The sequence below is a fragment of the Bradyrhizobium sp. WCU1 genome (genome assembly GCF_053474805.1).
Map to the genome: position 1 here is coordinate 6310045 of NZ_CM130280.1, position 24433 is coordinate 6334477.

The window sequence follows — 24433 nt, forward strand, 5'->3', positions numbered from 1 at the left end:
AACTACTCGCTCAGTATCCAGGTGTCCTTGGTGCCGCCGCCCTGGCTCGAATTGACCACCAGCGAGCCTTCCTTCAGCGCGACGCGGGTCAGCCCGCCGGGCACGATGGTGGTGTGGCTGGAGCCGGTCAGCACGAAGGGACGAAGGTCGACATGGCGCGGCGCGAGGCCCTTGTCGGTGCAGGTCGGGCAGGTCGACAGCGCCAATGTGGGCTGGGCGATAAAGCCCTCCGGCTCGCGCTTCAGCTTGTCGCGGAACGCCTCGATGGTCGCCTTGGTGGCGGCCGGGCCGATCAGCATGCCGTAGCCGCCCGAGCCGTGCACCTCCTTGACGACGAGGTCGGCGAGGTTGTCGAGCACGTAGGACAGATCCTGCGGTTCGCGGCAGCGCCAGGTCTGCACGTTCTTCAGGATCGGCTCCTCGCTGAGATAGAACTTCACGATGTCAGGCATGTAGGAATAGATCGCCTTGTCGTCGGCGATGCCGGTGCCGACTGCGTTGGCGAGCGTGATGTTGCCGGCGGCATAGGCCGACATCAGTCCGGGCACGCCGAGCGCGGAATCCGGCCGGAAGGTGAGGGGATCGAGGAAATCGTCGTCGACGCGGCGATAGATCACGTCGACCCGCTTCAGCCCCTCGGTGGTGCGCATGAACACCTCGTCGTTCTTGACGATGAGGTCGCGCCCCTCGACCAGCTCGATGCCGAGCTTGTCGGCCAGGAACGAGTGCTCGTAATAGGCCGAGTTGTAGACGCCGGGCGTCATCAGTGCGACCGTCGGTTCAGCCGAGGCGCTGTGCGGGGCGACCGAGCGCAGCGCCGACAGCAGCTCGTCTGGATAGCGCTCAACGGGAGCGACGCGGTGGCGCGCGAACAGGTCCGGAAACAGCCGCATCATGATCTCGCGGTTTTCCAGCATGTAAGAGACGCCGGACGGCGTGCGCGCATTGTCCTCCAGCACGATGAAATTGTCGGGATCGGTGCGGATGATGTCGATGCCGGCGATGTGGACGTAGATGTCGTGCGGCACGTCCTGGCCGTTCATCTCCGGCCGGAACACCGGGTTCTGGAAGATCAGGTCCTCGGGGATGATGTTGGCGCGCAGGATGTCGCGGCCGTGATAGATGTCCTTCAGGAACATGTTGAGCGCGAGCACGCGCTGTTTCAGGCCCTTCTCCAGCAGCGTCCACTCGTTCGCCGATATGATGCGGGGAATGACGTCGAACGGGATCAGCCGTTCCTGGGCCTCGGAATCGCCGTAGACCGCGAAGGTGATGCCGATCCGGCGGAACAAGAGCTCCGCTTCCTGGCGCCGATATTCGAGCGCGTCCGGCGGCGTCTCGTTGAGCCAGCGGGAGAGCTCCTGGTAGGCCGGGCGGAGATCCTCGCCGAGGCCGTTCATCTCATCGAACGCGACTGCCATATATCCCGACTGCCCTCCCAAGCCATGTGACACAGTGCATGACTTGATGGGATGGTAGCAAGGGGCGGGCCAGCGCGATATGCATTGGCGTGTGGCATTTGCTAGGGATAGCCAGGAGGCCTGCCCGAAAAACCGGCTGAGGTCTGCTTAATTCGGCGGCAAAACCCCGTGACATCAAGGCATTGGATCGGCAATGTCAGGGGATCAAGTTAGGGCAAGTGTTAGGGAATGAGACCATGAGCGAGATCGTCACGGCGGGGATATTGGTGATCGGCGACGAGATCCTGTCCGGCCGGACCAAGGACAAGAACATCGGCTTCATCGCCGAATACCTGACCAATATCGGCATCGACCTGAAGGAGGTCCGCGTCGTCGCCGACGACGAGGCCGACATCATCTCCGCCCTTGATGCGCTGCGGCACAGGTACACCTACGTGTTCACGACCGGCGGCATCGGGCCGACCCATGACGACATCACCGCCGACAGCGTGGCGAAGGCGTTCGGGGTCGATATCCACCATCACCCTGAGGTGGTGGCGCGGTTCAGGGAGCGCTGGAGCGAACAGGACCTCAACGAGGCGCGGCTGCGGATGGCCCGGGTGCCCGACGGCGCCGAGCTGATTCAGAGCGCGACCATCCTGGCGCCGGGCTTCAAGCTCGGCAATGTCATCGTGATGGCCGGCATCCCCACCATCATGCAGGCGATGATGGACATCGTGGCGCCGACCCTGAAATCCGGCGTGCGGATGCTGTCGGATTCGGTCCGCGCCGACGCGCGGGAAGGCGACATCGGCGGCCCGCTGCGGGCGATCGCGGAAGCCAATCCCGACACCATCATCGGCAGCTATCCGTTCCAGGACGAGAACCAGAAGCCGAACACCAATCTGGTGGTGCGCTCGCGCGATCCGGACAAGCTTGCGGCCGCGATGGCCGCAGTAAAAGAGATGTTGAAGCAGGTACAGGCCGCGCAGAAGAAGCCGGCGGGTTGAGACGATATGGTCGAGAAAATTTCTGAACCGAATGCGCAGGATCGGGCCGGCAGGCCGTTCCCGGTCTCGTGGGATCAATTCCACCGGGATTGCCGGGCGTTGACCTGGCGGCTCAATGAAGTCGGACCGTTCCATGCGGTGATCGCGATCACCCGCGGCGGGCTGGTGCCGGCGGCGATCGTGGCGCGCGAGCTCGGCTTGCGGATCATCGATACGGTCTGCATCGCGAGCTACGACCATGACAAGCAAGGCGACCTGCAAGTGCTCAAGGGCATTTCGGAGCAGACCGCCAAGCTCGGCGGCGGCACCGGCAAGGGACTGTTGATCGTCGACGACCTTGTCGACACCGGCAAGACCGGCAGGATGGTGCGCGAGATGCTGCCCGACGCGCATTTCGCCACGGTCTACGCCAAGCCGAAGGGGCGGCCGTTGGTCGACACCTACATCACCGAGGTGTCGCAGGACACCTGGATTTTCTTCCCCTGGGACACCGCGCTGTCGTTCCAGCCGCCGATCAAGGATGGGGCGGCCTAGCGAGTCACCTCGCCCCGCGCGCGGGGAGAGGTCGGATTGCATGCAGCGCAGCGGAATGCAATCCGGGTGAGGGGGACCCACCACGAGTCCAATTCTCACCGACCTTGCGGAACGCCCCCCTCATCCCGACCTTCTCCCCGCAAGCGGGGAGAAGGAGAAGAAAATGCCCCTGCAAAACCGCGTCACACCGACAGGCGAGATCGTCGCGTCAGAGCATCGCGGCACCTTCACCGGCAATCGCGGCATCATCCACGACCCCGCGACACGGACGCTTCTGAACAAGCGGTGGTCGTCGCCGGCGTGGCTCACTTGCGTCTGCGAGTTCAGGGGACGGCGGCGCGAGGTGATGCGCCGGCAGAGCTGGACCGAGCTGTTCTTCCTTGACGAAGCCACCTCGTTCGCGGCCGGGCACCGGCCCTGCTTTTACTGCCGCCGTGACGACGCCGACCGGTTTCGCGCCGCCTGGGAGCAGGGCAACGGGGCGAGTGATCTCAGCGCCAAGGCGATGGATGCGGTGCTGCATTCCGAGCGGCTGGATCGCCGGAAGAAGCGGCTGCATCCGTTGCCGGTGCCGGTGAACGAACTGCCTGATGGCACGATGGTGCAAGCGAACGGGGAGAGCTATCTCGTCTCCAAGGGAAAAGTGCTGCGGTGGTCCTTTGCCGGTTACGAGCGCGCCGAGGGGGCTGCGCCCGCGATGCTGCTGACGCCGCCGTCGACCGTCCGTGCATTTCAGGCCGGCTATCGGCCGGCGTTGCATCCGAGCGCGGCGGTCGCGCTCGGCTGAACCGCCGGCATCCCTACGCGAGCCGTTGCCGTGCCAGTTTGGCGCCGGCACCGAGCGCGATCAGCTTGGCTTCGGCGATGTCCCGCCGCATCGGCGCCATGCCGCAATTGGTGGTCGCGATGATGTTGCCTTTCGGCACATGCTTGGCGACCGCCTCGATCACCTTGACGACATCCTCAGGGGTTTCAATCTCGTCGCTGGCGACGTCGATCACGCCGGCCTGCACGATCTTGCCGGGGAGCGCCGCGAGCAGCTCGATCGGCACCTTCGAGTTGCGGCACTCGATCGCGACCTGCTGGATCGTGCTCTTGTCGATGACCGGGAAGGTCTCCTCATACTGCCGCCATTCGCCGCCGAGGGTTTCTTTCCAATCGGTGTTGGCCTTGATGCCGTAGCCGTAGCAGATGTGCACGGCGGTGGCGCAGGTGAGGCCCTCGGCGGCGTGCTCCAGCGCCTTGATGCCCCAGTCGCGCACCTGGTCCATGTAGACATTGAAGGCCGGCTCGTCGAACTGGATCATGTCGACGCCGTCGGCCTGCAACGCCTTGGCTTCCTGGTTCAACAGCTCCGCGAAGGCGAACGCCATCTTGACGCGGTCGCCGTAATATTGGTCGGCGATGGTGTCGATGATCGTCATCGGGCCGGGCAACGTGAATTTCAGCCGGTTTCGGGTGTGGGCGCGCGCCGCTCGCGCCTCGTTCTCATGGACGCGGCCCTTGAGCTGCAGCGGCGCGACCACCTGCGGCACCATGGCTTTGTAGCGATCCTTGCGGATGCCCATCTCGACCTTGTGGGCGAAGTCGATACCCTCGATCCGCTCCAGGAAACCATGCACGAAGTGCTGACGCGCCTGCTCGCCCTCGGTGACGATGTCGACGCCGGCATCCTCCTGCAGCTTGACCGCGAGCACCGTGGCGTCGCGCTTGGCGCGGGCGAGCTCGGCGCCATCAGACTTCCAGGGGGCCCACAGCATGTTCGGCTCCGCGAGCCATTCCGGCTTCGGCAGCGAGCCTGCGATCGTGGTTGGAAACAGCATGGGTGCCTCCCGATGGGTTCTGATTGAGCGCCTGTTTGCCATGTCCTAGAGTGGAGGTACAGAACAACAAAAGTCCTTGTGATGGGGAAGTGGACGCCGATGATCGACCTGCACTACGCGCCGACGCCGAACGGCTGGAAGATTTCGATCATGCTGGAGGAACTGGGGCTCCCGTACACGGTGATCCCGGTGAACATCCGCGCCGGCGAGCAGTTTCGGGCGGAATTCCTGGCGATCAGCCCGAACAACCGGATCCCCGCGATCGTCGACCATGAGCCATCCGACGGCGGCGGTCCGTTCTCGGTGTTCGAGACCGGCGCGATCCTGATCTATCTCGCCGACAAGACCGGCCGCTTCCTGCCGAGGGAGCTGCGTGCGCGGTCGAACGTCATCCAATGGGTGATGTGGCAGATGGGCGGCCTCGGGCCGATGCTCGGTCAGCACGGCCATTTTGCGCTCTATGCGGCCGAGAAAATTCCCTATGCGATCGAGCGCTACCGCGACGAAACAGCGCGGCTCTATGGCGTGCTCGACCGGCAGCTCGGCAAGACCGGCGCCTATGTCGCCGGCGACGATTATTCGATTGCCGACATAGCCTGCTTTCCCTGGACCATGACCCACAAGGCGCAGGGCTTCACCCTCGACGACTACCCGAACATCAAGCGCTGGTACGCGACGGTGCGCGCCCGGCCGCAGGTGCAGGCGGGACTTGCGATCGGCAAATTCGTCAAGGAGCCGTTCGACGAGGAATCGCGCAAGAACATGTTCGGCCAGCGTGCAAAGGAGCTGGTCGAGAAAAAATAACGTCCGTTATTCCGCGGCGCGACACGGTCGCGATGCCCGCGCCTTGCGGCGCATCGCGGAATGACGACAATGGATGCGGAAAAGACAAAGGGAAACGCCATGATCGAATTCTTCTTCGACTGTTCCAGTCCGTGGACCTATCTCGCGTGGCACAACATCCAGCCGCTGGCGAAGGAGTTCGACGCTGACATCACCTGGCGGCCGATCCTGGTCGGCGGCATCTTCAACACCGTCAATCCCTCGGTCTATGCGCAGCGTGAAACGCCGGTGCCGCTGAAGGCGCGCTACATGAAGAAGGATCTCGCCGACTGGGCGCGTTCGGCCGGTCTTGCGATCAAGATGCCGCCGACGGTGTTTCCGGTGAACAGCGTCAAGGCGATGCGCGGCTGCATCTGGCTCGGCAACGAGAAGATGGTACCCTTTGCCCGCGCCGTATTCGAGGCCTATTGGGGCGACGACAAGGACATTTCGCAGGATGCGGTGCTGACCGAGATCTGCGGCAAGGTCGGGATCGATCCCGCAAAGTTTTTTGCCGGCATCGGCGATCAAGCCATCAAGGACCAGCTCAAGGCCAACACCGAAGAGGCCGTGGCGCGCGGCGCATTCGGCTCACCCACGATCTATCTCGACAAAACCGACATTTATTTCGGCAATGACCGCCTGCCGCTGATCCGCGAGGCCCTGGCGCGTCTCAAGGCGCGAGCCGCCTGATGCCGAAAGCCGTTGTCTGCCGCGAGCTCGGCCCGCCCGAGCGCCTGCAATTGGAGAGCTTTGCGTCGGTGCCGCTGAAGCCGGGCGAGGCGCGCGTGGCGATCCGTGCCGCCGGGATCAATTTCCCCGACATCCTGATGGCTGCCGGCGAGTATCAGCTCAAGCCGCCGCTGCCGTTCACGCCGGGCTCGGAAGCAGCCGGCGATGTCGTCGAGGTCAATGAAGCTGCCGGTGTCGCAGTCGGCGACAAGGTGATCGTCAAGATGCGCTTCGGCGCCTATTGCGACGAGACGGTTGCTGTGCCGGCGCAGCTCGTGCCGGTGCCGTCGACCTTCGACTATGCCGAGGGCGCGACTTTCCTGGCCGCGCACGGTACGGCCTATCACGCGCTGATCGACCGCGGGCAGATCAGGCCGGGCGAGGTGCTGCTGGTGCACGGCGCCGGCGGCGGTGTCGGGCTGGCCGCGGTCGAGATCGGCAAGCTGCTCGGCGCCACGGTGATCGCGGCGGCCTCATCCGAGGAGAAGCTTGCGATCGCCAGGGAACGCGGCGCGGATCATCTCGTGCTCTACGCGCGTGAGCCGTTCCGCGATGCGGTCAAGCGCCTCACCGACGGCCGCGGCGCCGACGTGGTGTTCGATCCTGTCGGCGGAGAGGTGTTCGAAAACTCGATGCGCTGCATCAACTGGGGCGCGCGGATTCTCGTCGTCGGCTTCACCGGCGGCATCGGGCTGGCCCGCACCAATCTGTTGATGATCAAGGGCGCGAGCGTGCTCGGCGTTCGCGCCGGCGAGGCGGTGCGCAAGGACCCCGCGCTCGGCGAGGTCAGGTTCAAGGCGCTGAGCGAATGGGCGGAGGCCGGCCGGGTGCGGCCGAACATCTCACACCGGCTGCCGCTGGAGGACTACGCGAAGGCGATGCGGCTGTTGATCGAGCGCAAGGCGATCGGGCGGGTGGCGCTGATGATGCAATAATTCGGCATTGCGAACGAAGCGAAGCAATCCATGCTGCCGGATATGCGGAGCGATGGATTGCTTCGTCGCTTTGCTCCTCGCAATGACCGCTATGGTGTGTTGAATCGTCCCTCCCGCAAGAACGCGATCGTCTGCGCGATCGCCTCCCTGTTGCGTACCAGCCAGGGATGCGAGGTGCGGATCACGATGTGATCCGCCATGCCGTCGAGCCTGGTGTTGGCGACCGACACCCGTCCGTCATGCGGACGGGGCAGGGCCATCGAGGTGATCGGATAGACCGAGCGGTTGCCGGCGATGATGCCGGCCTCATAATCGATTGCGGGCAACAGCGCGCTGGTCGCAGCATCGCGGCGGGTAACGAGCTGCTGGCCGGCCGAGCCGAAGAACGCACGATACGCGGCGAGGTTCTTCAGGCGGTCGGCGATCTCGCTACCGCCGTTCGGCGTGCCCAGCATCACGACGCGACCGAGTTGCGCGGGGCGGTGTCGTGCGAGGTACGCGCGGGCCAGCAGGCCGCCCATCGAATGACAGACGAAATGCACCGAGCCGTCGAGCCCTTCGGCGAAACGATCGATCGCCGGATGAATATCCTCGGCCAGCGCATCGAGCGCCTTGCGCCGGCTGTCATAGTCGAGGTTGAGGGTGGCAAAGCCGGCATCGCCGAGCGCCAGCTCCATCCTGCGAAACGAGCGCGCCGTCCTGCTGATGCCGTGCAGCAGGACGACGCCGTCGGAAGTGGACGTCGTGGGACGCCGTTCGCTCACTTATAGTCGCGCTCTTGCCACCATGGGAAATAGTCGGGCATGTCGGACGAGACCTTGTTCTTGAACTGCGCGGGACGCTTCTCCAGGAACGACACCACGCCTTCCTTGACGTCCTCGGAGCGGCCGCGGGCATAGATGCCGCGGCTGTCGACCTTGTGCGCCTCCATCGGATCGTCGGCGCCCAGCATGCGCCACATCATCTGGCGGATCAGCGCCACCGACACCGGCGCGGTCTTGGCCGCGAACTCCTTGGCGAGCGCACGCGCGGTCGGCAACAGGTCCTCCGGCGGCACCACCTTGCTGACCAGCCGGCCGGCGAGCGCTTCCTGCGCCGGGAAGACGCGGCCCGAATAGCACCATTCCAGCGCCTGCGAGATGCCGACGATGCGCGGCAGGAACCAGCTCGAGGCGGCTTCCGGCACGATGCCGCGCTGGGAGAACACGAAGCCGAAGCGCGCGGCCTCGGAGGCGATGCGGATATCCATCGCGAGCTGCATGGTGACGCCGATGCCGACCGCGGGACCATTCACCGCGGCGATCACCGGCTTCAGACATTTGAAGATGCGCAGCGTCACCTGGCCGCCGCCGTCGCGCACCTGCGGATCGCTGTAGTCGACGCTGCCGTCGGCATTGCGCTTGACCGGACCGCGCCGCGCATCGCGGTCGAATGTGTTCGCGCCGGAGGAGAGGTCGGCGCCGGCGCAGAAGCCGCGGCCTTCGCCGGTCACGATGATCGCCCTGACGTCGTCGTCCTTGTCGGCCTTGTCAAACGCGTCGATCAGCTCCTGCTGCATCGTGGCGTTGAAGGCGTTGAGCTTGTCGGGCCGGTTCAGCGTGATGGTCAGGATCTGCTCGGCGACCTCGTACTTGATCGTCTCATACGCCATGGGGATGATTTCCTTCCTTCGTTCGTTTCTGATTGATCTCTAGCACGTCATTCCGGGGCGCGCGAAGCGCGAGCCCGGAATCCATTGCTCCACAAATCACAGCCGGACCTGCGGGGAAATGGATTCCGGGCCCAGCCCTTCGGGCCATCCTGGAATGACAAGTGGAGGTATCTACTTCTTCGGCGGCGTCGGCCACGGCTTCTGCGGGCCACGCAGGCCTTCGAACGCCTTGCCCATGCCGAGCACCCCGATATCGTCGAAGCGGCGGCCGATGATCTGGACGCCGATCGGAAAGCCCTTCTTGTCATAGCCGCCGTTGATCGACAACGCAGGATTCTCCGACATATTCCACGGCACGGTAAAGCAGATGTGCTCGAACGGCTTTGCCGGATCGTTGAGCGGTGATGCGAATTCCGCCGGGAAGTTCACCACCGGCGACACCGGCGAGATCACGTAGTCGACCTCGCAGAACAATTTTGCGGCGGCTGCGCGGATCGCCATCGTCTGGTTGAATCCGCGCACCACGTCGACGCCAGAGAGTTTTGCGCCGGCCTCGGCCCAGTTGAGGATATAGGGCAGCGTCTTGCCGCGATCGGCCTCAGACAATTTCGACAGCTCGTCCCAGGTCCGCGCGCGCCAGAAATTGTCGAGCCCTTCGAGCATCTCGGGCGTCAGGATGCCGTCGATCTCGGTGATGACGGCGCCGGCGGATTCGAACGCCTTCGCCGCCTTGACGGCGATTTCGCGAACGTCCTTCTCGACCTTCTGGCCGGAGCCGGCATCGAGCATCAGCCCGATACGCAGCTTGCGCGGCGATTTCTCCAGCGCCTTCCAGTTCACCTCAAGCGCCGGCAGGCTCATGCCGTCGCGGCGATCCGGGCGCGACAGCACGCTCATCATCAGCGCGGCGTCGTCGACGGTGCGGGTCATCGGCCCCGCGACGCGGCCGACATAGGGCGGGTCGATCGGCACGCGGCCGAGGCTCGGCTTCAGCGCGACGAGGCCGCACCAGGAGGCCGGCAGCCGCACCGAGCCGCCGATATCGGTGCCGAGATGCAGCGGGCCGTAACCGGCAGCACCGGCGGCGCCCGCGCCGGAGCTCGAGCCGCCGGGGTTTTTGCTGACATCCCAGGGATTGCGGGTGAGGGGATGGAACGACGACAGTCCCGACGACAGCATGCCGTAGTCCGGCATCGTGGTCTTGGAGAAGATCACGCAGCCGGCTTCGCGCAGCCGCGCGGCAGGCGGCGCATCCTTCTCCGCCGGCGCGAGCTTGACACTGGCGCTGCCGAGCGGCACCGGCTGGCCCTTGGTCGCGACATTGTCCTTAATGGTGACGGGCACGCCGTCGAGCGTGCCGGCCGGCTCGGCCTGCTGCCAGCGCTCGGTCGCGGCCTTGGCGACCTTCCGCGCCCCGTCGGGGTCGTACAGATACAGCGCCTTGATGTGCGGCTCCCAGGTCGCGACCTGGGAGATGATTTCCTCGAGCACCTCGGACGGCGAGAACTGCTTGGCACGATAGCCGGCGAGCAGGTCGACGGCCGAGAGATCGTGCAGCGACGTGATGGCGTCCGCTTTCGGCCTATGCATGCGCACCTGCCGGCATACGTTTCTCGATGATGCGGGCGAACATGCTGGCGCCGATCGGCAGGATCTTGTCGTCGAGAACGTAACCGGGATTGTGCACGGGCACTGAACCGTCATGGCCGACCCAGAAATACGCGCCGGGAACGGCCTGCATCATGTCGGCGAAATCCTCGCTGCCCATCTTGGGCGTCGAGCGCGTGATCACCTTGGCCGGATCAACCACGGTGCGCGCGACTTCCTCGACAACGCGGGACTGCTCTTCCTGATTGACCAGCACGCTGAAACCGTCGCGGACCTCGACCGAGATTTCGGCGCCATATGCGGCGGCAAAGCCGGCGCAGATCTCGCGCATGCGCGTGCGGATCAGCGCGCGGATCTCCTCGGAGAAGCAGCGCACCGTGCCGCACATCCAGGCATCGCCTGGAATAACGTTGTAGGCCGAACCGGAATGGATCTGGGTGATCGACAGCACCGCTGCCTGCAGCGGATCGACGTTGCGGCTGACGATGGACTGCAGCGCCTGTCCGAGCGTCATTGCGATCACGACCGCGTCCTTGGAGCGTTCCGGCATCGCGCCATGTGCGCCATAGCCCTGGATCCTGATGTCGAAGAAGTCGGCCGCGGCCATCGCCGGGCCCGGCAGGATCGCGATCTCGCCATGGTTGAGGTCGGGGGCGTTGTGCAGGCCGTAGACCTCGTCGCAGGGGAATTGCTTGAACAGGCCGTCCTTGATCATGGCGCGGGCGCCGCCGAGGCCTTCCTCGGCCGGCTGGAAGATGAAGTGCACGGTGCCGTCGAAATTGCGGGTCTCGGCGAGATAGCGCGCCGAGCCGAGCAGCATCGTGGTGTGGCCGTCATGGCCGCAGCCGTGGAACCGGCCGGGAATGGTCGAACGCCATTTCAGATTGGTGTTCTCCTCCATCGGCAGCGCGTCCATGTCGGCGCGCAGGCCGATCTTCCTGGTGCCGCTGCCCTTGCCCTTGAGCACGCCGACCACGCCGGTGCCGCCGAGGCCGCGATGCACCTCGATGCCCCAGCTCGTCAGCTTCTCGGCCACGATGCCCGATGTCCGCACCTCCTCGAAGCCGATTTCGGGATGCGCATGCAGATCCCGTCTGATGGCGGTGAGTTCGTCGGCAAAACTGTCGATGCGCTCGATGGTCGGCATGGTCTCTATCCGTCTGTGCGTGATGGGGAGGAGGGGGTGAAAGTCGGGCCGTTGGGCTTGATACGAATGCCCGGCCGCAAATGTTTCCACGGCAGCGTGGCGGGATCGGCGGGCATCGGCCCGGGCGCGGCGCAGATCAGCAGTTTCTCGGCAATCGGCTCGAAATCGGCGCGGAAATGCACCGAGCTCTTGTTGACCAGGATCTTCTGCGCGGTCGGCTCGATGCCGACATAGCGGTACATCGCCTGGTCCGCGAGCTGCGCCTTGTAGGAGCCGACGACGACGCGGACGTCGCCGATCCGCAGGCAGGCCGAGGGTCCCATATCCATATCGCGGCCGCCGTAAAATGGTCCCGGCGCGACGAACCGGCCGTCCGAGAGCTGCTCGACGACGAACGTTTCCCTGTAGGGCGCATCACCGGGAATGCCGGACTTGCCGCCGAGATCGAGCGTGACGGTCGCACCGACGCCGGCCGCGTGCGCAGCGCGCGCGGATTGCGGGTCGCAGATCACGCCGGTGGCCGCGCTTGCTCCGTTGCGTACCAGCGCACGCAGCATGCCCGTGGTGTCGGAATTGCCGCCGGCACCGGGATTGTCCTGGGTGTCGGCGATCACGATCGGCTTCGACGCCGTCGCCGCGAGCTTCATCGCAAGCAGCACGCCCTCGTCGGGCGTATGGATCGGGCCGTCGAAATCGTTCTCGTGGCGTTCGACCAGCGCGGCGATGCTGTCGGCGGCAGCGTCGGCGTCGGCCTGGGTCCGGCCATAGGCGAATACGCTCGGGCCGCAGTCCCTGATATCGGCGGCCGGGAAGCCGAACGCAAACGACAGCGTCGGAACCGCGTCGCTCTCCAGCGCCGCAAGTTTCTGATAGATGCCCTTGGCCGGCTGGTCGTTGGTGCATTGCCAACTGATCGCGATCAGGAACGGCAGCTGCCGGAACGCTTTTGCGAGACGTTGTCTGGATTTGAGCAGCAAGGCCAGATGCCTCGCGCAGGCGCGGCCGGTGTCGGCCATGTCGACATGCGGATAGGTGCGGTAGGCGATCAGCGCGTCGGCATGTTCGATCATCTCGGGTGAGACGTTCGCATGCAGATCGAGGCTCGCTACCAGCGGAATGTCCTTGCCGATCGCCTTGCGCACGCGGGCGAGGATTTCGCCTTCGCCGTCGTCATAATGCTCGGTCACCATGGCGCCGTGCAGGTCGAGATAGACGCCATCGATCGGCCCGGCCGCGGCGATGCCGTCGACCATGTCCTTGACGATCCGCTCGAAGGCGTCCTTCGTCACATGTGCCGACGGGGTCGCCCCGGTCGCGATCGTCGGCACCAGCTCCCAACCATTGGCTTCCGCCGCCTCGACAAAACCGGCAAGGCCGGCATTGATCTTGCGCATGACCTTGAGCACCTCGGCGCCGCGCGTCATCGACGGCCAGCCGCCGCCATGCACGAAGTCGTCGTAAGTTGCCTTCGTCGGTGCGAAGGTGTTGGTCTCGTGCAGGAAGCCGCCAACGGCAATACGGGTCATCAAGTAGGTCTCGACACGTTTCTTCGCTTGTGATGCGATTTGGAAGCAATCGCATCATCTCGCCTTTTCAATATCAGCATGATCTTCGAAGGCCGGTTCGCCTCTCCGGATCGCGCTCTGGCGGGCGACGTTAAGCGTGTCGTCGCGCCAAGCGCAAGCCGGGGAGCACCACCGGATTTGCATGCCCTGTGGGCGTAAAGGCTTGAGGCTAAAGACCTAGGCCGTCGCCACAATGCCTTCCGAAACGGGGCGGAAGTTGGCGAAGTCCCAGCCGCGCCCGGGCGCCGCCTCGAGCAGTGCGCGGGTATAGGCCTGCTGCGGATTGGTCAGCACCTCCGCCGCCGGTCCCTGTTCCACGACCCGTCCACGCTGCATCACGGCGACGTCGTCGCAGATCTGGGCGGCGACGCGCAAATCATGCGTGATGAACAGCAGCGCGATGCCGAGCCGCCGCTGGATTTCGTCAAGCAGCTGCAGAACCTGCGCCTGCACCGAGACGTCGAGCGCGGATACCGCCTCGTCCGCCACCAGCACGTCGGGATCGAGCGCCAGCGCGCGCGCGATCGCGATGCGCTGACGCTGGCCGCCGGAGAACTGGTGCGGATAGCGCGAGATCGCGTCGGGCGGCAAATGCACCAGCTCGAGCAACTCGCGGGCCCGCGCCAGCGCGTCCTTGCGCGGCATGCCGTAATTGATCGGGCCCTCCGCGATGCTCTCGCCGACCGTGACGCGCGGATTGAGCGAGCGGTAGGGGTCCTGGAAGATGATCTGGATCTTCTGGCGATGCGGCTGCAACAGCCGGCGCGACAAATCGGAGATCTCGCGGCCGGCGAGGCGCACCCCGCCCGAGGTCGGATCGATCAGCCGGACGATGCAGCGCGCCACCGTCGATTTGCCGGAGCCGCTTTCGCCGACGATGCCGAGCGTGCGGCCCTTGCGCAAGGTGAGCGTGACGTTGCTGGCGGCGGCGACCTCGCGGGCTTTGCCGTACAGCGACCGCTCCCGGTAGACCTTGCTGAGCTCGTTGGCTTCCAGCACCACCGGCTCTTTCGTCTCCGGGCGCGGCGCGCGCGGCACGAGGCTGGGGACCGAGGACAGCAGGTTGCGGGTGTACTCCATCTTCGGATTGCGCAGCACATCCTGCAGCGGGCCGGTTTCGACCAGCCGGCCGTGCCGCATCACCGCGACGCGGTCGGCGATCTCGGCCACCACGCCCATGTCGTGGGTGATGAAGAGGACGGCGGTGCCGTGATCGCGTTGCAGATCACGGATCAGGGCGAGGATCTGCTTCTGGGTGGTGACGTCGAGCGCCGTGGTCGGCTCGTCCGCGATCAGGAGCTTCGGCTCCAGCACCAGAGCCATCGCGATCATGATGCGCTGGCGCTGTCCGCCGGAGAGGCGGTGCGGGTAGGAAGAGAAGATGCGCTGCACGTCCGGCAGCCGCACATGCTCCATCATCGCCAGGATCTTCTGGCGCCGCGCGCGGGAGTCGAGATCGGTATGGGCGCGCAGCACCTCGTCGATCTGGCGGCCGACCGGGACCACCGGATTGAGCGCGGTCATCGGCTCCTGGAAGATCATCGCCATTCGCGTGGCGCGCAGCTGGCGCAGCCGGCGGTCAGTGGCAGTGAGCAGCTCCTCGCCGACCAGCTTGACGCTGCCGCCCGACGGCACCAGCGTGCCCTTCTGCAACAGGCCCATCGTGGTTAGCGAGGTCACCGACTTGCCCGAGCCGCTTTCGCCGACCAGGCACAGCGTCTCGCCCTCATGCACCTGGAGGGAGAGGTCGTCGATGATGCGATGCGCGTCCGCCTTGCGGCCGAGGCCGACGACGAGGTTGTTGATGTCGAGGACGACGTTGGTCATGTCAGGCTCTCTTGGCGCGGCTGCGAAGGAATTTACCCACTGTCATTCCGGGATGGTGCGCCAGGACCAGACCCGGAATCTCGAGATCCCGGGTTCGCTGCGCGCCCCGGGATGACGGCTTCGATTGCATCGAAGCCGTCACTTGCCCTCACGCTGCTTCATGCGGGGATCGAGCGCATCGCGCGCGGCGTCGCCGATCAGGTTGATGCTGAGAATGGCGATCGAGAGCAGAAGTCCCGGCCAGAAGATCAGCGACGGCTTGACCTGGAAGAACGCGCGGCCCTCGGCCATGATGTTGCCCCAGGTCGGCGTCTCCGGCGAGATGCCGGCGCCGAGGAACGACAGGATCGCCTCGGTCAGGATCGCGGACGCGCAGACATAAGTGCCTTGCACGATCAGCGGCGCGATCGTGTTCGGCATCAAATGCCGCCACATGATCTTCGGCAGGCTCGAGCCGAGCGAGATCGCGGCCTCGACATAGGGCTCCTCGCGCGCGGTCAGCACCACCGAGCGCACCAGGCGTGCTACGCGCGGGATCTCGGGGATGGTGATCGCGACCATCACGGTCCAGATGCTGGCGCCAGACAGCGAGACCACGGCGATTGCGAGCAGAATGGCCGGGATCGCCATCAAGCCGTCCATCACGCGCATCATCACCGCATCGACCCAGCGGAAGAAGCCGGCGACGAGGCCGATCAGGAGCCCGATGGCGATCGAGCAGACGGCGGCGCCGAGCCCGATTACCAGCGAGATCCGCGCGCCGTAGATGATGCGCGACAACAGGTCGCGTCCATAGGCGTCGGTGCCGAGCAAATATTGCGCGCTCGACGGCTTCAGCCGCAGCGACGGCGTCAGCAAGAGTGGATCACGAGGCGCAAGGAGCGGCGCGAAGATCGCCATCAGGATGATGAGGACGAGACAGATCGTTGCGACCGCGATGATCGGCGTCGAGGTCAGGAAGCCGAACTTGACGCGGAACGGCCGGGTGACGGGGAGAGAGGCTTCGGGAAGGGTTTCGATCGCCATTGCTCAGTACCGGATACGAGGATCGAGCAGGGTGTACGCCACGTCGATCAACAGATTGACGCCGACATAGATGCCCGACGTCAGAAGGATCATGGCCTGGATCACCGGATAGTCGCGCGCCAGCACCGCATCGACGGTGAGGCGGCCGATGCCGGGCAGGTTGAACACGCTTTCGGTGACGACGACGCCGGAGATCAGCAGTGCGAAGCCGGAGCCGATCACGGTGATCACCGGCACCGCGGCGTTGCGCAGTGCGTGGCGCAGCAGCACGCCGGTCTCGCCGATGCCCTTGGCGCGCGCGGTGCGGACGTAATCTTCACCCAGCACATCGAGCATCGAGGCCCGGGTCATGCGCGCGATCAGTGCCACATAGATGAAGGAGAGGGTGCAGGTCGGCAGGATGATGCGCTCGAAGAACGGACCGAAGCCGGCCGAGATGCTCTTGAAGCCCTGCACCGGCACCCAGCGCAGATCGATCGCGAACACCTGGATCAGCACATAGCCGATCACGAACACCGGCACCGAGAAGCCGAGCACCGACAGCCCCATCACGCAGCGGTCGATCCAGGTGCCGTGCTTCCACGCCGCGATGACGCCGAGCGGCACCGCGACCAGGATCGAGAGGACGATGGTGGCGAGCGCGACCGAGATCGACGGCTCGAGGCGCGGGCCGATCATCTCGAGGATCGGCTTGTTCGAGATCAGGGAGACGCCGAGGTCGCCGTGCAGGAGCTTCGCGACCCAGGTGTAGAACTGGATGTAGATCGGCTCGTTCAGACCAAGCGAGGTACGGATGCGCTCGAGCTGTTCCGGCGTCGCATTGTCGCCGGCGAGGATTGCGGCGGGGTCGCCCGGCGTCAGCCGCAGCAACAGGAACACGAACAGGGCCACCACGCCCATCACGGGAATGGCAGCGAGGATGCGGCGAAGCAGATATCCGATCATCGCTGCTATCTCCTGCCGTCAGATGGTGTGAAGCGAAGGCTGGGCCGCATCATACTCATGGTGTCCCCGTGATGTGTCTCATGCGCTTCTGCGTCTTGTGTCAAAGCCAGCGCGAACGTGATGAATTTGCAGGCAAATACTGTGCCAATGGCGACGTTATATCAAGGCGAGGGTCGTGCCGTTGGCGGCCTTCCCTGGTCTGATGCTGCTATTTCGAATTGCACTTGTCGTCGTGTGCCACCGAGCTGAAGCGACACGTTCATTCACGCTCTCATCACGCCGCACCAGTTGGCGGCGAACAGTGCGATGCTCTGCGTTGTCTTGCGAAGGCTGTCGAGCTCGACACGTTCGTTGAACGCATGTGGGCCGACACCGTAAGGACCATAGCAAAGTGCAGGGATGCCGTAATCGACACAATAGTAGCGGGTGTCGTTGACGGCCGTCGACAGGCGCTCCTGCATCGGAGCCTGGAAGACGCAATGATGGGCAGCCGACAGGGCTGCTTCCGCTTCGCTGCCGGGCTCGCAGACCGCTGCGTCGGCCTGAAAGCCGCTCCACACCAGTTCAGCCGGATTGCCGGACAGGAACTCGTCGGCCTTGTGCGCGTCGGCCAGGCACTCCTCGATGCCCTGCATCGCCTGCTGCGGCGTTTCGCCCGGCAGCAGGCCGAGACGGCAATCCAGTTCGCACCAGGCCGCGGTCGAACTGGCCCAATCGCCGCCCTTGATGATCCCGACGTTGAACTTGATCGGGTTCTTGACGCTGCGGAACCAGCTGTTGTCGAGCGCCCGGGCATTGAGCGCCTTGGTGTAATCCTGAAACGCGCGCACCAGATGCATCGCCGACAGGATGGCGCTTGTCCCGGTTTCCGAATAGGCGACATGCACCGGCGTGCCGCGGACGCGCAGGCGGAACCAGACGGCGCCGACCTGGGCACGCGTCAGCGTGTGTCCGGTTGGTTCGGGAATGAGGCAGGCGTCGGCGCGATAGCCGCGGATCAACGTCGACAATGCGCCGTTGCCGGTGCTCTCTTCCTCGGTCACGGTCTGCAGATGGATGCGTCCGCCCGGAACATAGCCGGCGTCGCGGATCGCATCGAGCGCGAAGATCATTGCCGAGACGCCGGCCTTCATGTCTTGCGCGCCACGCCCGAACATCCAGCCGTCCTGCACGGCGCCCGAGAACGGCGGCTGGTCCCAAAGGTCAGCAGGCCCTTCAGGCACCACGTCGATATGACCTTGCAGGATCAGGCTGCGCCCGCTGCCCTTGCTGTTGAGCGTCGCAACGACCTGCTGCGATCCGGCAAGATCGATGCCGTCCATCGGTGCTGCTTTCGGATGGCTCATCAGGTTGACGTCCGCAAGGCTGAATGCATCGACGTCGTAGCGGCGCTTGGCGAATTGCTCGGCCAGCCAATGTTGCTGTGGCGCCTCCTGTCCACGCAGGCTGCGGAATTGCACCATGCGCGACAGGAACGCGATCTGATCGTCGAAGTTTCGATCGACGGCCGCGCACAACTCGGCGGCAATCTGATCCGCCTTGGTCAACGTCCCGGTTGTCATGTCGCGCCTTTCGTGGAGCCTTGAGCAATGAGCGTTTCGGAAAGATGGCGCGCGCAACCGATGCGCGTGCCGATGGCGAGATTGCGTATCGGTCCGCCGAAGCGATTGCCAACGACACGCGTGCCGGCCGGAATGCCGCTCCGGGCCGCAATGCCATGCGTGCCCGTGACCCCAATGCGCATTGTCCCCTCCCGCGCTGAAGCGCTTTTCCCCATTACGACGCTAATCGTTGTCACGCGGCGATTCCCAGCGAATCCCGACTTGGACACACGCAAATACGCACATATTCTTCCTCTCCGGTCGGATGATTAGGGGAAAGCTGCGCGGGCAGGCTCGATCGCATCGGCCTGCGATGGCACCATTGAAGGCGTGTCGAGGTCGCGCCAGTCATCGATCGCACCCGCGATCATCTGTGCCGTCGCGGCCGAGAGTGTCCAGCCGAGATGACCGTGGCCGGTGTTGTAGAACACGCCAGGAATCCGTCCCGAGCGCACCACCGGCATCATGTTCGGCATCATCGGGCGCAGGCCCGCCCACGGCACGACCTTCGATGTATCGATCCCCGGAAAATGATGCCGCACCCAATCCACCAGCGGCTGGATGCGGTCGGCGCGGATATCGCGGTTGAAGCCGTTGAACTCGGCGGTGCCGGCGACGCGGAAGCGGTCGGCGCCGAGCCGGCTGGTGACGATTTTTGCCGCTTCATCGAGCAGGCTGACGGTCGGCGCAGCGTCGCGGCTTTGCGGCGCATCGAGCTGCACCGTGATCGAGTAGCCCTTCACCGGATAGACGTTGACGCGGTCGTTGAGCAGGCTTGCGAAGTGGCGGCTTGCCACGCCGGCGCAGATGACGATGCCGTCGGCCTGCAGCTCGTGCCGTTGCGCGACCTCGGCGTCATGCGAAGCGACGTCGTTCCAGCCGATGCGGAAACCGTCATCGCCGCGCGCGATGGTGTCGACATCGGCTTCATGGACAAAGCTCGCGCCGCGACGGATGCAGGCCTCGGCGAGACCGCGCGTGAACTTGTGGATATCGCCGGTCGCATCCGACGGCGTAAAGAAGCCGCCATAGCAGCTCGTCTGCAGCGCGGGTTCGAGGGTGCGGATTTCGTCCGCCGTCACCGGACGTCGGTCGAGGCCGCCTTGTTGCAGCAGCGTGTTGACGCGCAGGCCCGCGTCGAAGCCGGCCTTGTCGTGATAGACGTGCAGGATGCCGCGGCGCTCGAGATCGAAGGCGATGTTCTCGCGCTGCGCGATTGAGAACAGATACTTGCGCGCTTCGATTGCGAGCCGTGTGGTCTCGATGGTGTTGGCGCGATAACGGGTGATGCTGCCGACGAATTCGCCGATCCAGGAATATTTGTGCCAGCTCGGCTTCGGATTCATCAACAGCGGAGCGTCGCTTCGCAGCATCCAGCGCAGCCCCTTGAGAATGGTCGCGGCGCTGTTCCAGACTTCGGCATTGCTGGCGGAAAGCTGTCCGCCGTTGGCGAACGAGGTCTCCATCGCGGCGTAGCGATGCCTGTCGAGGACAGTCACCCGGTAGCCGCGCTCGAGCAGGGCATAGGCCGTCGTCACGCCGGTGATGCCGGCGCCGATGATCGCAATGTGTGGCATGGTGGTCTTCAGGCTCCCGTGGATTAGAGTCGCCGAACCGCCGGTGCAACCGGCTGTTTCAGCGCCCCATCTGTCACGGTACCTGAGAGCTTGATCCGCATCGGACCTGTGCCCGATCGCGAACTATCCCCTTCGGTGGACGTCACGGCCCTTGATGTGCGGTCGTGTCCGTCTCTCTCCAGATCGTCCTGACGATACAGTCCTTTTGCCTGAGAGTTTCCGGGGCGGTTGCTCCGTCGGCGCCGAAGCTGACAACACGAATGTTGTCGCTTCGATCTCTCCCGCATCGTCGAGTTGGACGGCCGGACCGTAGGCGAAGCCTCAAAAATGGACAAGGCTAAATTTCGATCTGGCAGTGCCAACGTGTTGTGCAGTGCAATCGACGTCAGTCGAGCGTCGCCAGCAGTGCCGCCATCAGGCGGCCGCGCTCGGCAAGGCTGTCGACCTCAATGTGTTCGTTGAGCGTATGCGCATCGGCGCCGCGAACGCCGAGGCCGTCGAGCGTCGGGATGCCCATTGCGCCGGTGAAGTTGCCGTCCGATCCGCCGCCGGCGCTGCCATGCGGCAGGTCGAGGCCCATCGCCGCTGCGAGGCCTTTTGCCTTTTCATACAGCGCCATGGTGCCGGCATCCGGCTCCCATACCGGGCGGGTGACGCCGCGCGTCACCTTGAAAGTGACGTCGTTGGCCGTGCCTGACAGCGCCAGCATGCGCTCGACGCCGCGGTCGAGATCGGCCTGGCGCTTGGCCATGCTGAGCGCTTCGCCGGTGCAGGTGGTCGCGACGCAATTGACCCATTGGCCGCCATGCACGACGCCGACCGAGAAGGTACAGTCCTCGGTGGTCATGCCGTCGATAGCGATGATCTGCCGGGCCATTTCCCGGATCGCGGAACGGCCGGAGGACAGCGTCGCGCCGGCATGGCTCGGCTTGCCGGTGGCTTCGAGGTTGAAGCGCGCGATCGCGTAGCGGCCGGTGACGACACCGTTGTTCGGCCGGCCGGGCTCCGGCACCAGCACATATTTGTTGCGTGCGGCCTCGGCCTCGATGATGTCGCGCGTCGAGGGCGTGCCGACCTCTTCATCGGGCGTGAACAGCACCGTGATCGGCAGCGGCGTCGTGAAGGACGCGCGAGCCAATTGCCGGATCGCTTCGATCGACAGATAGTTGCCGCCCTTCATGTCGAAGATGCCGGGCCCGAAGCACTTGTTGCCTTCGCGCCGCCATTGCAGCTTCTCGATGGTGCCGACCGGGTGCACGGTGTCGAGATGGCCGGCAATCAGGATGCCGGGCTGGCCTTGCTTCGGATGGGGGAAACGGGCGCGGACGCAGCCGGCAAAGCCCTGGCGTCCCGCGATGCGTTCGATCGTCGCGCCCATGATCGCCATCTCGCGCGCGGCGAGACCGAGCATGCGTTCGACCGCAGCCGCATCCCATGTCGGGCTTTCGCATTCCACCCAGCTGCGCAGGCCCTGCAGCATCGCTTCGGAATCAAACGGAAGATTGGCTGGGTTCATGTCGTTTCTCTCTAGTTGTTTGATTGCATGACTACGCATATCCGTACCTGCGCGCATGCTTATCGCACGAAAGGCTCAGGCGACGATTTTGTAAAGTCAAAATGCACCAGGCTTCTCGTTCATTCGTTCGTATACGTTTGATCTCGCCCGAAACCGATTGACGCGCATTGCGCTTGATGCAAGTCTCGATTTCACAAGCCATACAGCATGTTAGTTCGCCAAATAACGAACCGCATGCATAACGAATAAGCCGGCTTTGACCAGTTACACGTCAGGAGAGATTTCATGTTCCCTATCTCGCGTTGGAAGCGCCGCACGCTAGCGGCTGCGTTGACGGCGGTCGCGCTGTCGTTCGCGCCGCAGGAATTGTCGTTTACGCAACACGCCGTGGCCGCGGACAAGACCATCACCGCGGTAATGCATTCGGATCTGCGCGTCATCGATCCGATCCTGACCACGGCCTACATCACGCGCGACCATGGCTACATGGTCTACGACACGCTGGTGGCGACCGACTCCAACTTCAAGATCGAGCCGCAGATGGCGGACTGGAAGGTCTCCGACGACAAGCTGACCTACACGTTCACGCTGCGCGACGGCCTGAAGTGGCATGACGGCACGCCGGTGACCGCCGAAGACTGCGTCGCGTCGCTGAAGCGCTGGGCCAAGGTCGACGGCATGGGCCAGAAGCTGATGGACTTCACGGCGAGCCTTGAGGCCACCGATGCCAAGACGATCACGCTGAAGCTGAAGGAGCCCTACGGCCTGGTGCTGGATTCGATCGGCAAGCCGTCGTCGCGCGTCGCCTTCATGATGCCGAAGCGGCTCGCCGAAACGCCGCCGGACAAGCCGATCCCGGAACAGATCGGTTCGGGCCCCTTCAAATTCGTCCAGGCGGAATTCCAGCCGGGCGTCAAGGCGGTCTACGTCAAGAACAAGGACTACGTGCCGCGCAAGGAGCCGGCGAGCTGGACCGCGGGCGGCAAGGTCGTCAAGGTCGACCGCGTCGAGTGGGTCACGATGGCCGACGCGCAGACGGCGATGAACGCGCTGCAGTCCGGCGATATCGATTTCGTGGAGAACCCGTCGTTCGACACGTTGTCGATCCTCGAGGCCGACAAGGACATCAAGGTCGAGACGCTGAACAAGTTCGGCTTCCAGACGCTTGGCCGCATGAACTTCCTCTATCCGCCCTTCGACAACATCAAGGTTCGCCAGGCGGCGCTGCTGGCGATCAACCAGAAACAGGTGCTCGACGCGCTGGTCGGCAATCCCAAGTATTACAAGACCTGTGTCGCGTTCTTCATCTGCGACACGCCATTCGCGTCGGAGATCGGTGGCGAGACGCTGGCGAAGGGAGGCGACATGGCGGCGGCCAAGAAGGCACTCGCCGAGTCGGGTTACGACGGCACGCCGGTCGTCATCATGGCGCCCGGCGACGTCACCACGCTGAAGGCGCAGCCGGTCGTCGTTGCCCAGCAGCTGCGCGACGCCGGCTTCAAGGTCGATCTGCAGGCGACCGACTGGCAGACCGTGGTGACTCGCCGCGCCAGCCAGAAGGCGCCGAAGGACGGTGGCTGGAACATGTTCTTCACCAACTGGGTGAGCGCCGACGTCTCCAACCCGATCGCCAACCTCTCGATCGGCGGCCAGGGCAAGAATGGCGGCTGGTTCGGCTGGGCCGATGATCCGAAAATCGAACAGCTGAAGGATGCCTTCGTCCGCGCGCCGTCGCTCGACGAGCAGAAGAAGATCGCATCCGATATCCAGAAGGAAGCCTACGAGCAGGTCATCTACATCCCGCTGGGCCAGTATCAGGGACCGAGCGCATGGCGGAAGTCGCTGACCGGTGTGCTCGACGGCCCGGCGACGCCGATCTTCTGGAACATCGACAAGTCCGAGTAAGCGCGCCTTGATTCAGAATGGAATGGCCGGGGCTCGTCCCCGGCCATTTTCGTTTGCGTCGCCGCGTGCGGCGAGGCATGCGCCCGCCTGCAGCACGACGACAATGAAGCAGTGATCGGACCGAACCGATGGCCGCTAGGGCATGTGGCCCGATCTCGCGCTGCTCGTGCTCGACAGGCTCGTGAGCTGCGTCTGTCCGGCGTTGCCGCCGCTCATCCAGACCGCCGCGCCAGCGGCCAGCGCCAGCAGCACGCACGACACGATCGCGCCGCGGATCCATCGTTGGTAGATCGCGCGTTCGTCGGGCGGTGCTTCGCGGAATCTCTGCGCATTGAGCCCGTTGCTGCAATGAGCGGCGTCGTCGCCGTGCTCGAGCAGGGAAGCGCCATGGTCCGGCGCGGTGTTGTCAATCTGATTGCGACCGGCAATCCGATTGCGATCAGCAATCGTCATCGCCCAGCTCCAAAGACATTTGATCTCGGAATGCGAGAGCCGCGAAATGCGCGGCAGGAATTTTCCAACGCCTCGACAATACCACAGTCGGCGAGCACGGCGTGTGAACCTCGCCACAGCCGGTGGACACGATGAGGTGATGCGGGCCGGCCGCGCGCCCTGGCATGCCAATGGGCGCTCGCAAAGGGTTTGACGGCGGTCGCGCCGCGCCGATTTTGCCTGGCAAGTTGTCGTCTATTTCACAATCTACCTTGGGTTATCGAGGTATTGTTCTACGGGCTGGTGTCGGCGCCGCCCGGGATGCATCACCAGCCGTGCACGGCGGCGTCCATTGTTTCGCACCGATGGATTCACCC

General features: G+C 64.7%; 22 protein-coding genes and 2 riboswitches. Of the genes, 7 read left to right on the forward strand and 15 right to left on the reverse strand.

Going from position 1 to position 24433, the window contains the following annotated elements:
- Positions 1-2 precede the first annotated feature (2 nt).
- Positions 3-1421 carry a circularly permuted type 2 ATP-grasp protein gene (locus ACTUWL_RS29495; protein ID WP_021077759.1) on the reverse strand — a complete coding sequence of 473 codons (1419 nt, stop codon included), beginning with the start codon at positions 1419-1421 and terminating at the stop codon, positions 3-5.
- Positions 1422-1657: 236 nt separating this feature from the next.
- Here ACTUWL_RS29495 and ACTUWL_RS29500 point away from each other — a divergent pair, with 236 nt between their 5' ends.
- From ACTUWL_RS29500 to ACTUWL_RS29510, 3 genes are all read left to right on the forward strand, one after another.
- Complete coding sequence (locus tag ACTUWL_RS29500; RefSeq protein WP_021077758.1) at positions 1658-2410, forward strand: competence/damage-inducible protein A; 753 nt, start codon at positions 1658-1660, stop codon at positions 2408-2410.
- Positions 2411-2416: 6 nt separating this feature from the next.
- On the forward strand, positions 2417-2944 hold the full coding sequence (gene gpt, locus ACTUWL_RS29505; protein ID WP_021077757.1) for a xanthine phosphoribosyltransferase: 528 nt from the start codon (positions 2417-2419) through the stop codon (positions 2942-2944).
- A 163-nt stretch (positions 2945-3107) separates the two neighbouring features.
- Positions 3108-3731 (forward strand): hypothetical protein, encoded by a 624-nt coding sequence (locus tag ACTUWL_RS29510; RefSeq protein WP_021077756.1) that lies wholly within the window; start codon positions 3108-3110, stop codon positions 3729-3731.
- Between the two features lie 13 nt (positions 3732-3744).
- On the opposite strand, the gene ACTUWL_RS29515 is transcribed toward ACTUWL_RS29510, so the two are convergent.
- On the reverse strand, positions 3745-4767 hold the full coding sequence (locus tag ACTUWL_RS29515) for a methionine synthase (protein WP_021077755.1): 1023 nt from the start codon (positions 4765-4767) through the stop codon (positions 3745-3747).
- A 99-nt stretch (positions 4768-4866) separates the two neighbouring features.
- Here ACTUWL_RS29515 and ACTUWL_RS29520 point away from each other — a divergent pair, with 99 nt between their 5' ends.
- The 3 genes from ACTUWL_RS29520 to ACTUWL_RS29530 all read left to right on the forward strand — a co-directional run bounded on the left by ACTUWL_RS29520 (position 4867) and on the right by ACTUWL_RS29530 (position 7256).
- The gene (locus tag ACTUWL_RS29520) at positions 4867-5571 is read left to right on the forward strand and encodes a glutathione binding-like protein (RefSeq protein WP_021077754.1); all 705 of its coding nucleotides are present in this window, start codon (positions 4867-4869) and stop codon (positions 5569-5571) included.
- Positions 5572-5670: 99 nt separating this feature from the next.
- Positions 5671-6282 (forward strand): 2-hydroxychromene-2-carboxylate isomerase, encoded by a 612-nt coding sequence (locus ACTUWL_RS29525; RefSeq protein WP_035650677.1) that lies wholly within the window; start codon positions 5671-5673, stop codon positions 6280-6282.
- A complete protein-coding gene (locus tag ACTUWL_RS29530) occupies positions 6282-7256 on the forward strand; it encodes an NADPH:quinone oxidoreductase family protein (protein ID WP_021077752.1) in 975 nt (324 codons plus the stop codon). The genes ACTUWL_RS29525 and ACTUWL_RS29530 overlap by 1 nt, the downstream gene beginning before the upstream one ends.
- Before the next feature lie 89 nt (positions 7257-7345).
- On the opposite strand, the gene ACTUWL_RS29535 is transcribed toward ACTUWL_RS29530, so the two are convergent.
- The 12 genes from ACTUWL_RS29535 to ACTUWL_RS29590 all read right to left on the reverse strand — a co-directional run bounded on the left by ACTUWL_RS29535 (position 7346) and on the right by ACTUWL_RS29590 (position 21719).
- Positions 7346-8020, reverse strand: coding sequence for an alpha/beta fold hydrolase (locus tag ACTUWL_RS29535; protein ID WP_021077751.1), 675 nt, complete (start codon positions 8018-8020; stop codon positions 7346-7348).
- Entirely contained in the window at positions 8017-8907 is an 891-nt protein-coding gene (locus ACTUWL_RS29540) for a crotonase/enoyl-CoA hydratase family protein (RefSeq protein WP_021077750.1), read from the reverse strand. The genes ACTUWL_RS29535 and ACTUWL_RS29540 overlap by 4 nt, the downstream gene beginning before the upstream one ends.
- Positions 8908-9078: 171 nt before the next feature.
- Positions 9079-10497: an amidase gene (locus ACTUWL_RS29545; RefSeq protein WP_021077749.1), complete on the reverse strand. Its 1419-nt coding sequence runs from the start codon at positions 10495-10497 to the stop codon at positions 9079-9081.
- Positions 10490-11662 (reverse strand): M20 aminoacylase family protein, encoded by a 1173-nt coding sequence (locus ACTUWL_RS29550; protein ID WP_021077748.1) that lies wholly within the window; start codon positions 11660-11662, stop codon positions 10490-10492. The genes ACTUWL_RS29545 and ACTUWL_RS29550 overlap by 8 nt, the downstream gene beginning before the upstream one ends.
- Before the next feature lie 5 nt (positions 11663-11667).
- Positions 11668-13188 carry a M81 family metallopeptidase gene (locus tag ACTUWL_RS29555; RefSeq protein ID WP_021077747.1) on the reverse strand — a complete coding sequence of 507 codons (1521 nt, stop codon included), beginning with the start codon at positions 13186-13188 and terminating at the stop codon, positions 11668-11670.
- A gap of 216 nt (positions 13189-13404) precedes the next feature.
- Positions 13405-15054 carry an ABC transporter ATP-binding protein gene (locus tag ACTUWL_RS29560; RefSeq protein WP_021077746.1) on the reverse strand — a complete coding sequence of 550 codons (1650 nt, stop codon included), beginning with the start codon at positions 15052-15054 and terminating at the stop codon, positions 13405-13407.
- 138 nt (positions 15055-15192) lie between these two features.
- The gene (locus ACTUWL_RS29565) at positions 15193-16080 is read right to left on the reverse strand and encodes an ABC transporter permease (RefSeq protein WP_021077745.1); all 888 of its coding nucleotides are present in this window, start codon (positions 16078-16080) and stop codon (positions 15193-15195) included.
- Positions 16081-16083: 3 nt separating this feature from the next.
- Positions 16084-17025: an ABC transporter permease gene (locus tag ACTUWL_RS29570; protein WP_021077744.1), complete on the reverse strand. Its 942-nt coding sequence runs from the start codon at positions 17023-17025 to the stop codon at positions 16084-16086.
- A 263-nt stretch (positions 17026-17288) separates the two neighbouring features.
- Positions 17289-18587 carry an ArgE/DapE family deacylase gene (locus ACTUWL_RS29575; RefSeq protein WP_021077743.1) on the reverse strand — a complete coding sequence of 433 codons (1299 nt, stop codon included), beginning with the start codon at positions 18585-18587 and terminating at the stop codon, positions 17289-17291.
- On the reverse strand, positions 18584-18769 hold the full coding sequence (locus tag ACTUWL_RS29580) for a hypothetical protein (RefSeq protein WP_021077742.1): 186 nt from the start codon (positions 18767-18769) through the stop codon (positions 18584-18586). The genes ACTUWL_RS29575 and ACTUWL_RS29580 overlap by 4 nt, the downstream gene beginning before the upstream one ends.
- Positions 18770-18895: 126 nt before the next feature.
- Positions 18896-20203 (reverse strand): D-amino acid dehydrogenase, encoded by a 1308-nt coding sequence (locus tag ACTUWL_RS29585; RefSeq protein WP_021077741.1) that lies wholly within the window; start codon positions 20201-20203, stop codon positions 18896-18898.
- Positions 20204-20271: 68 nt separating this feature from the next.
- Positions 20272-20387: riboswitch (glycine riboswitch) on the reverse strand.
- Between the two features lie 3 nt (positions 20388-20390).
- Positions 20391-20497: riboswitch (glycine riboswitch) on the reverse strand.
- Positions 20498-20588: 91 nt separating this feature from the next.
- Complete coding sequence (locus tag ACTUWL_RS29590) at positions 20589-21719, reverse strand: M20/M25/M40 family metallo-hydrolase (protein ID WP_021077740.1); 1131 nt, start codon at positions 21717-21719, stop codon at positions 20589-20591.
- Between the two features lie 285 nt (positions 21720-22004).
- Between ACTUWL_RS29590 and ACTUWL_RS29595 the strand changes: the two genes are divergently transcribed.
- Positions 22005-23624, forward strand: coding sequence for an ABC transporter substrate-binding protein (locus ACTUWL_RS29595; RefSeq protein ID WP_021077739.1), 1620 nt, complete (start codon positions 22005-22007; stop codon positions 23622-23624).
- Positions 23625-23759: 135 nt separating this feature from the next.
- Here ACTUWL_RS29595 and ACTUWL_RS29600 read toward each other — a convergent pair whose 3' ends face one another.
- Positions 23760-24077, reverse strand: a complete 318-nt coding sequence (locus ACTUWL_RS29600) for a hypothetical protein (protein WP_021077738.1) — start codon at positions 24075-24077, stop codon at positions 23760-23762.
- Positions 24078-24433: the final 356 nt, after the last annotated feature.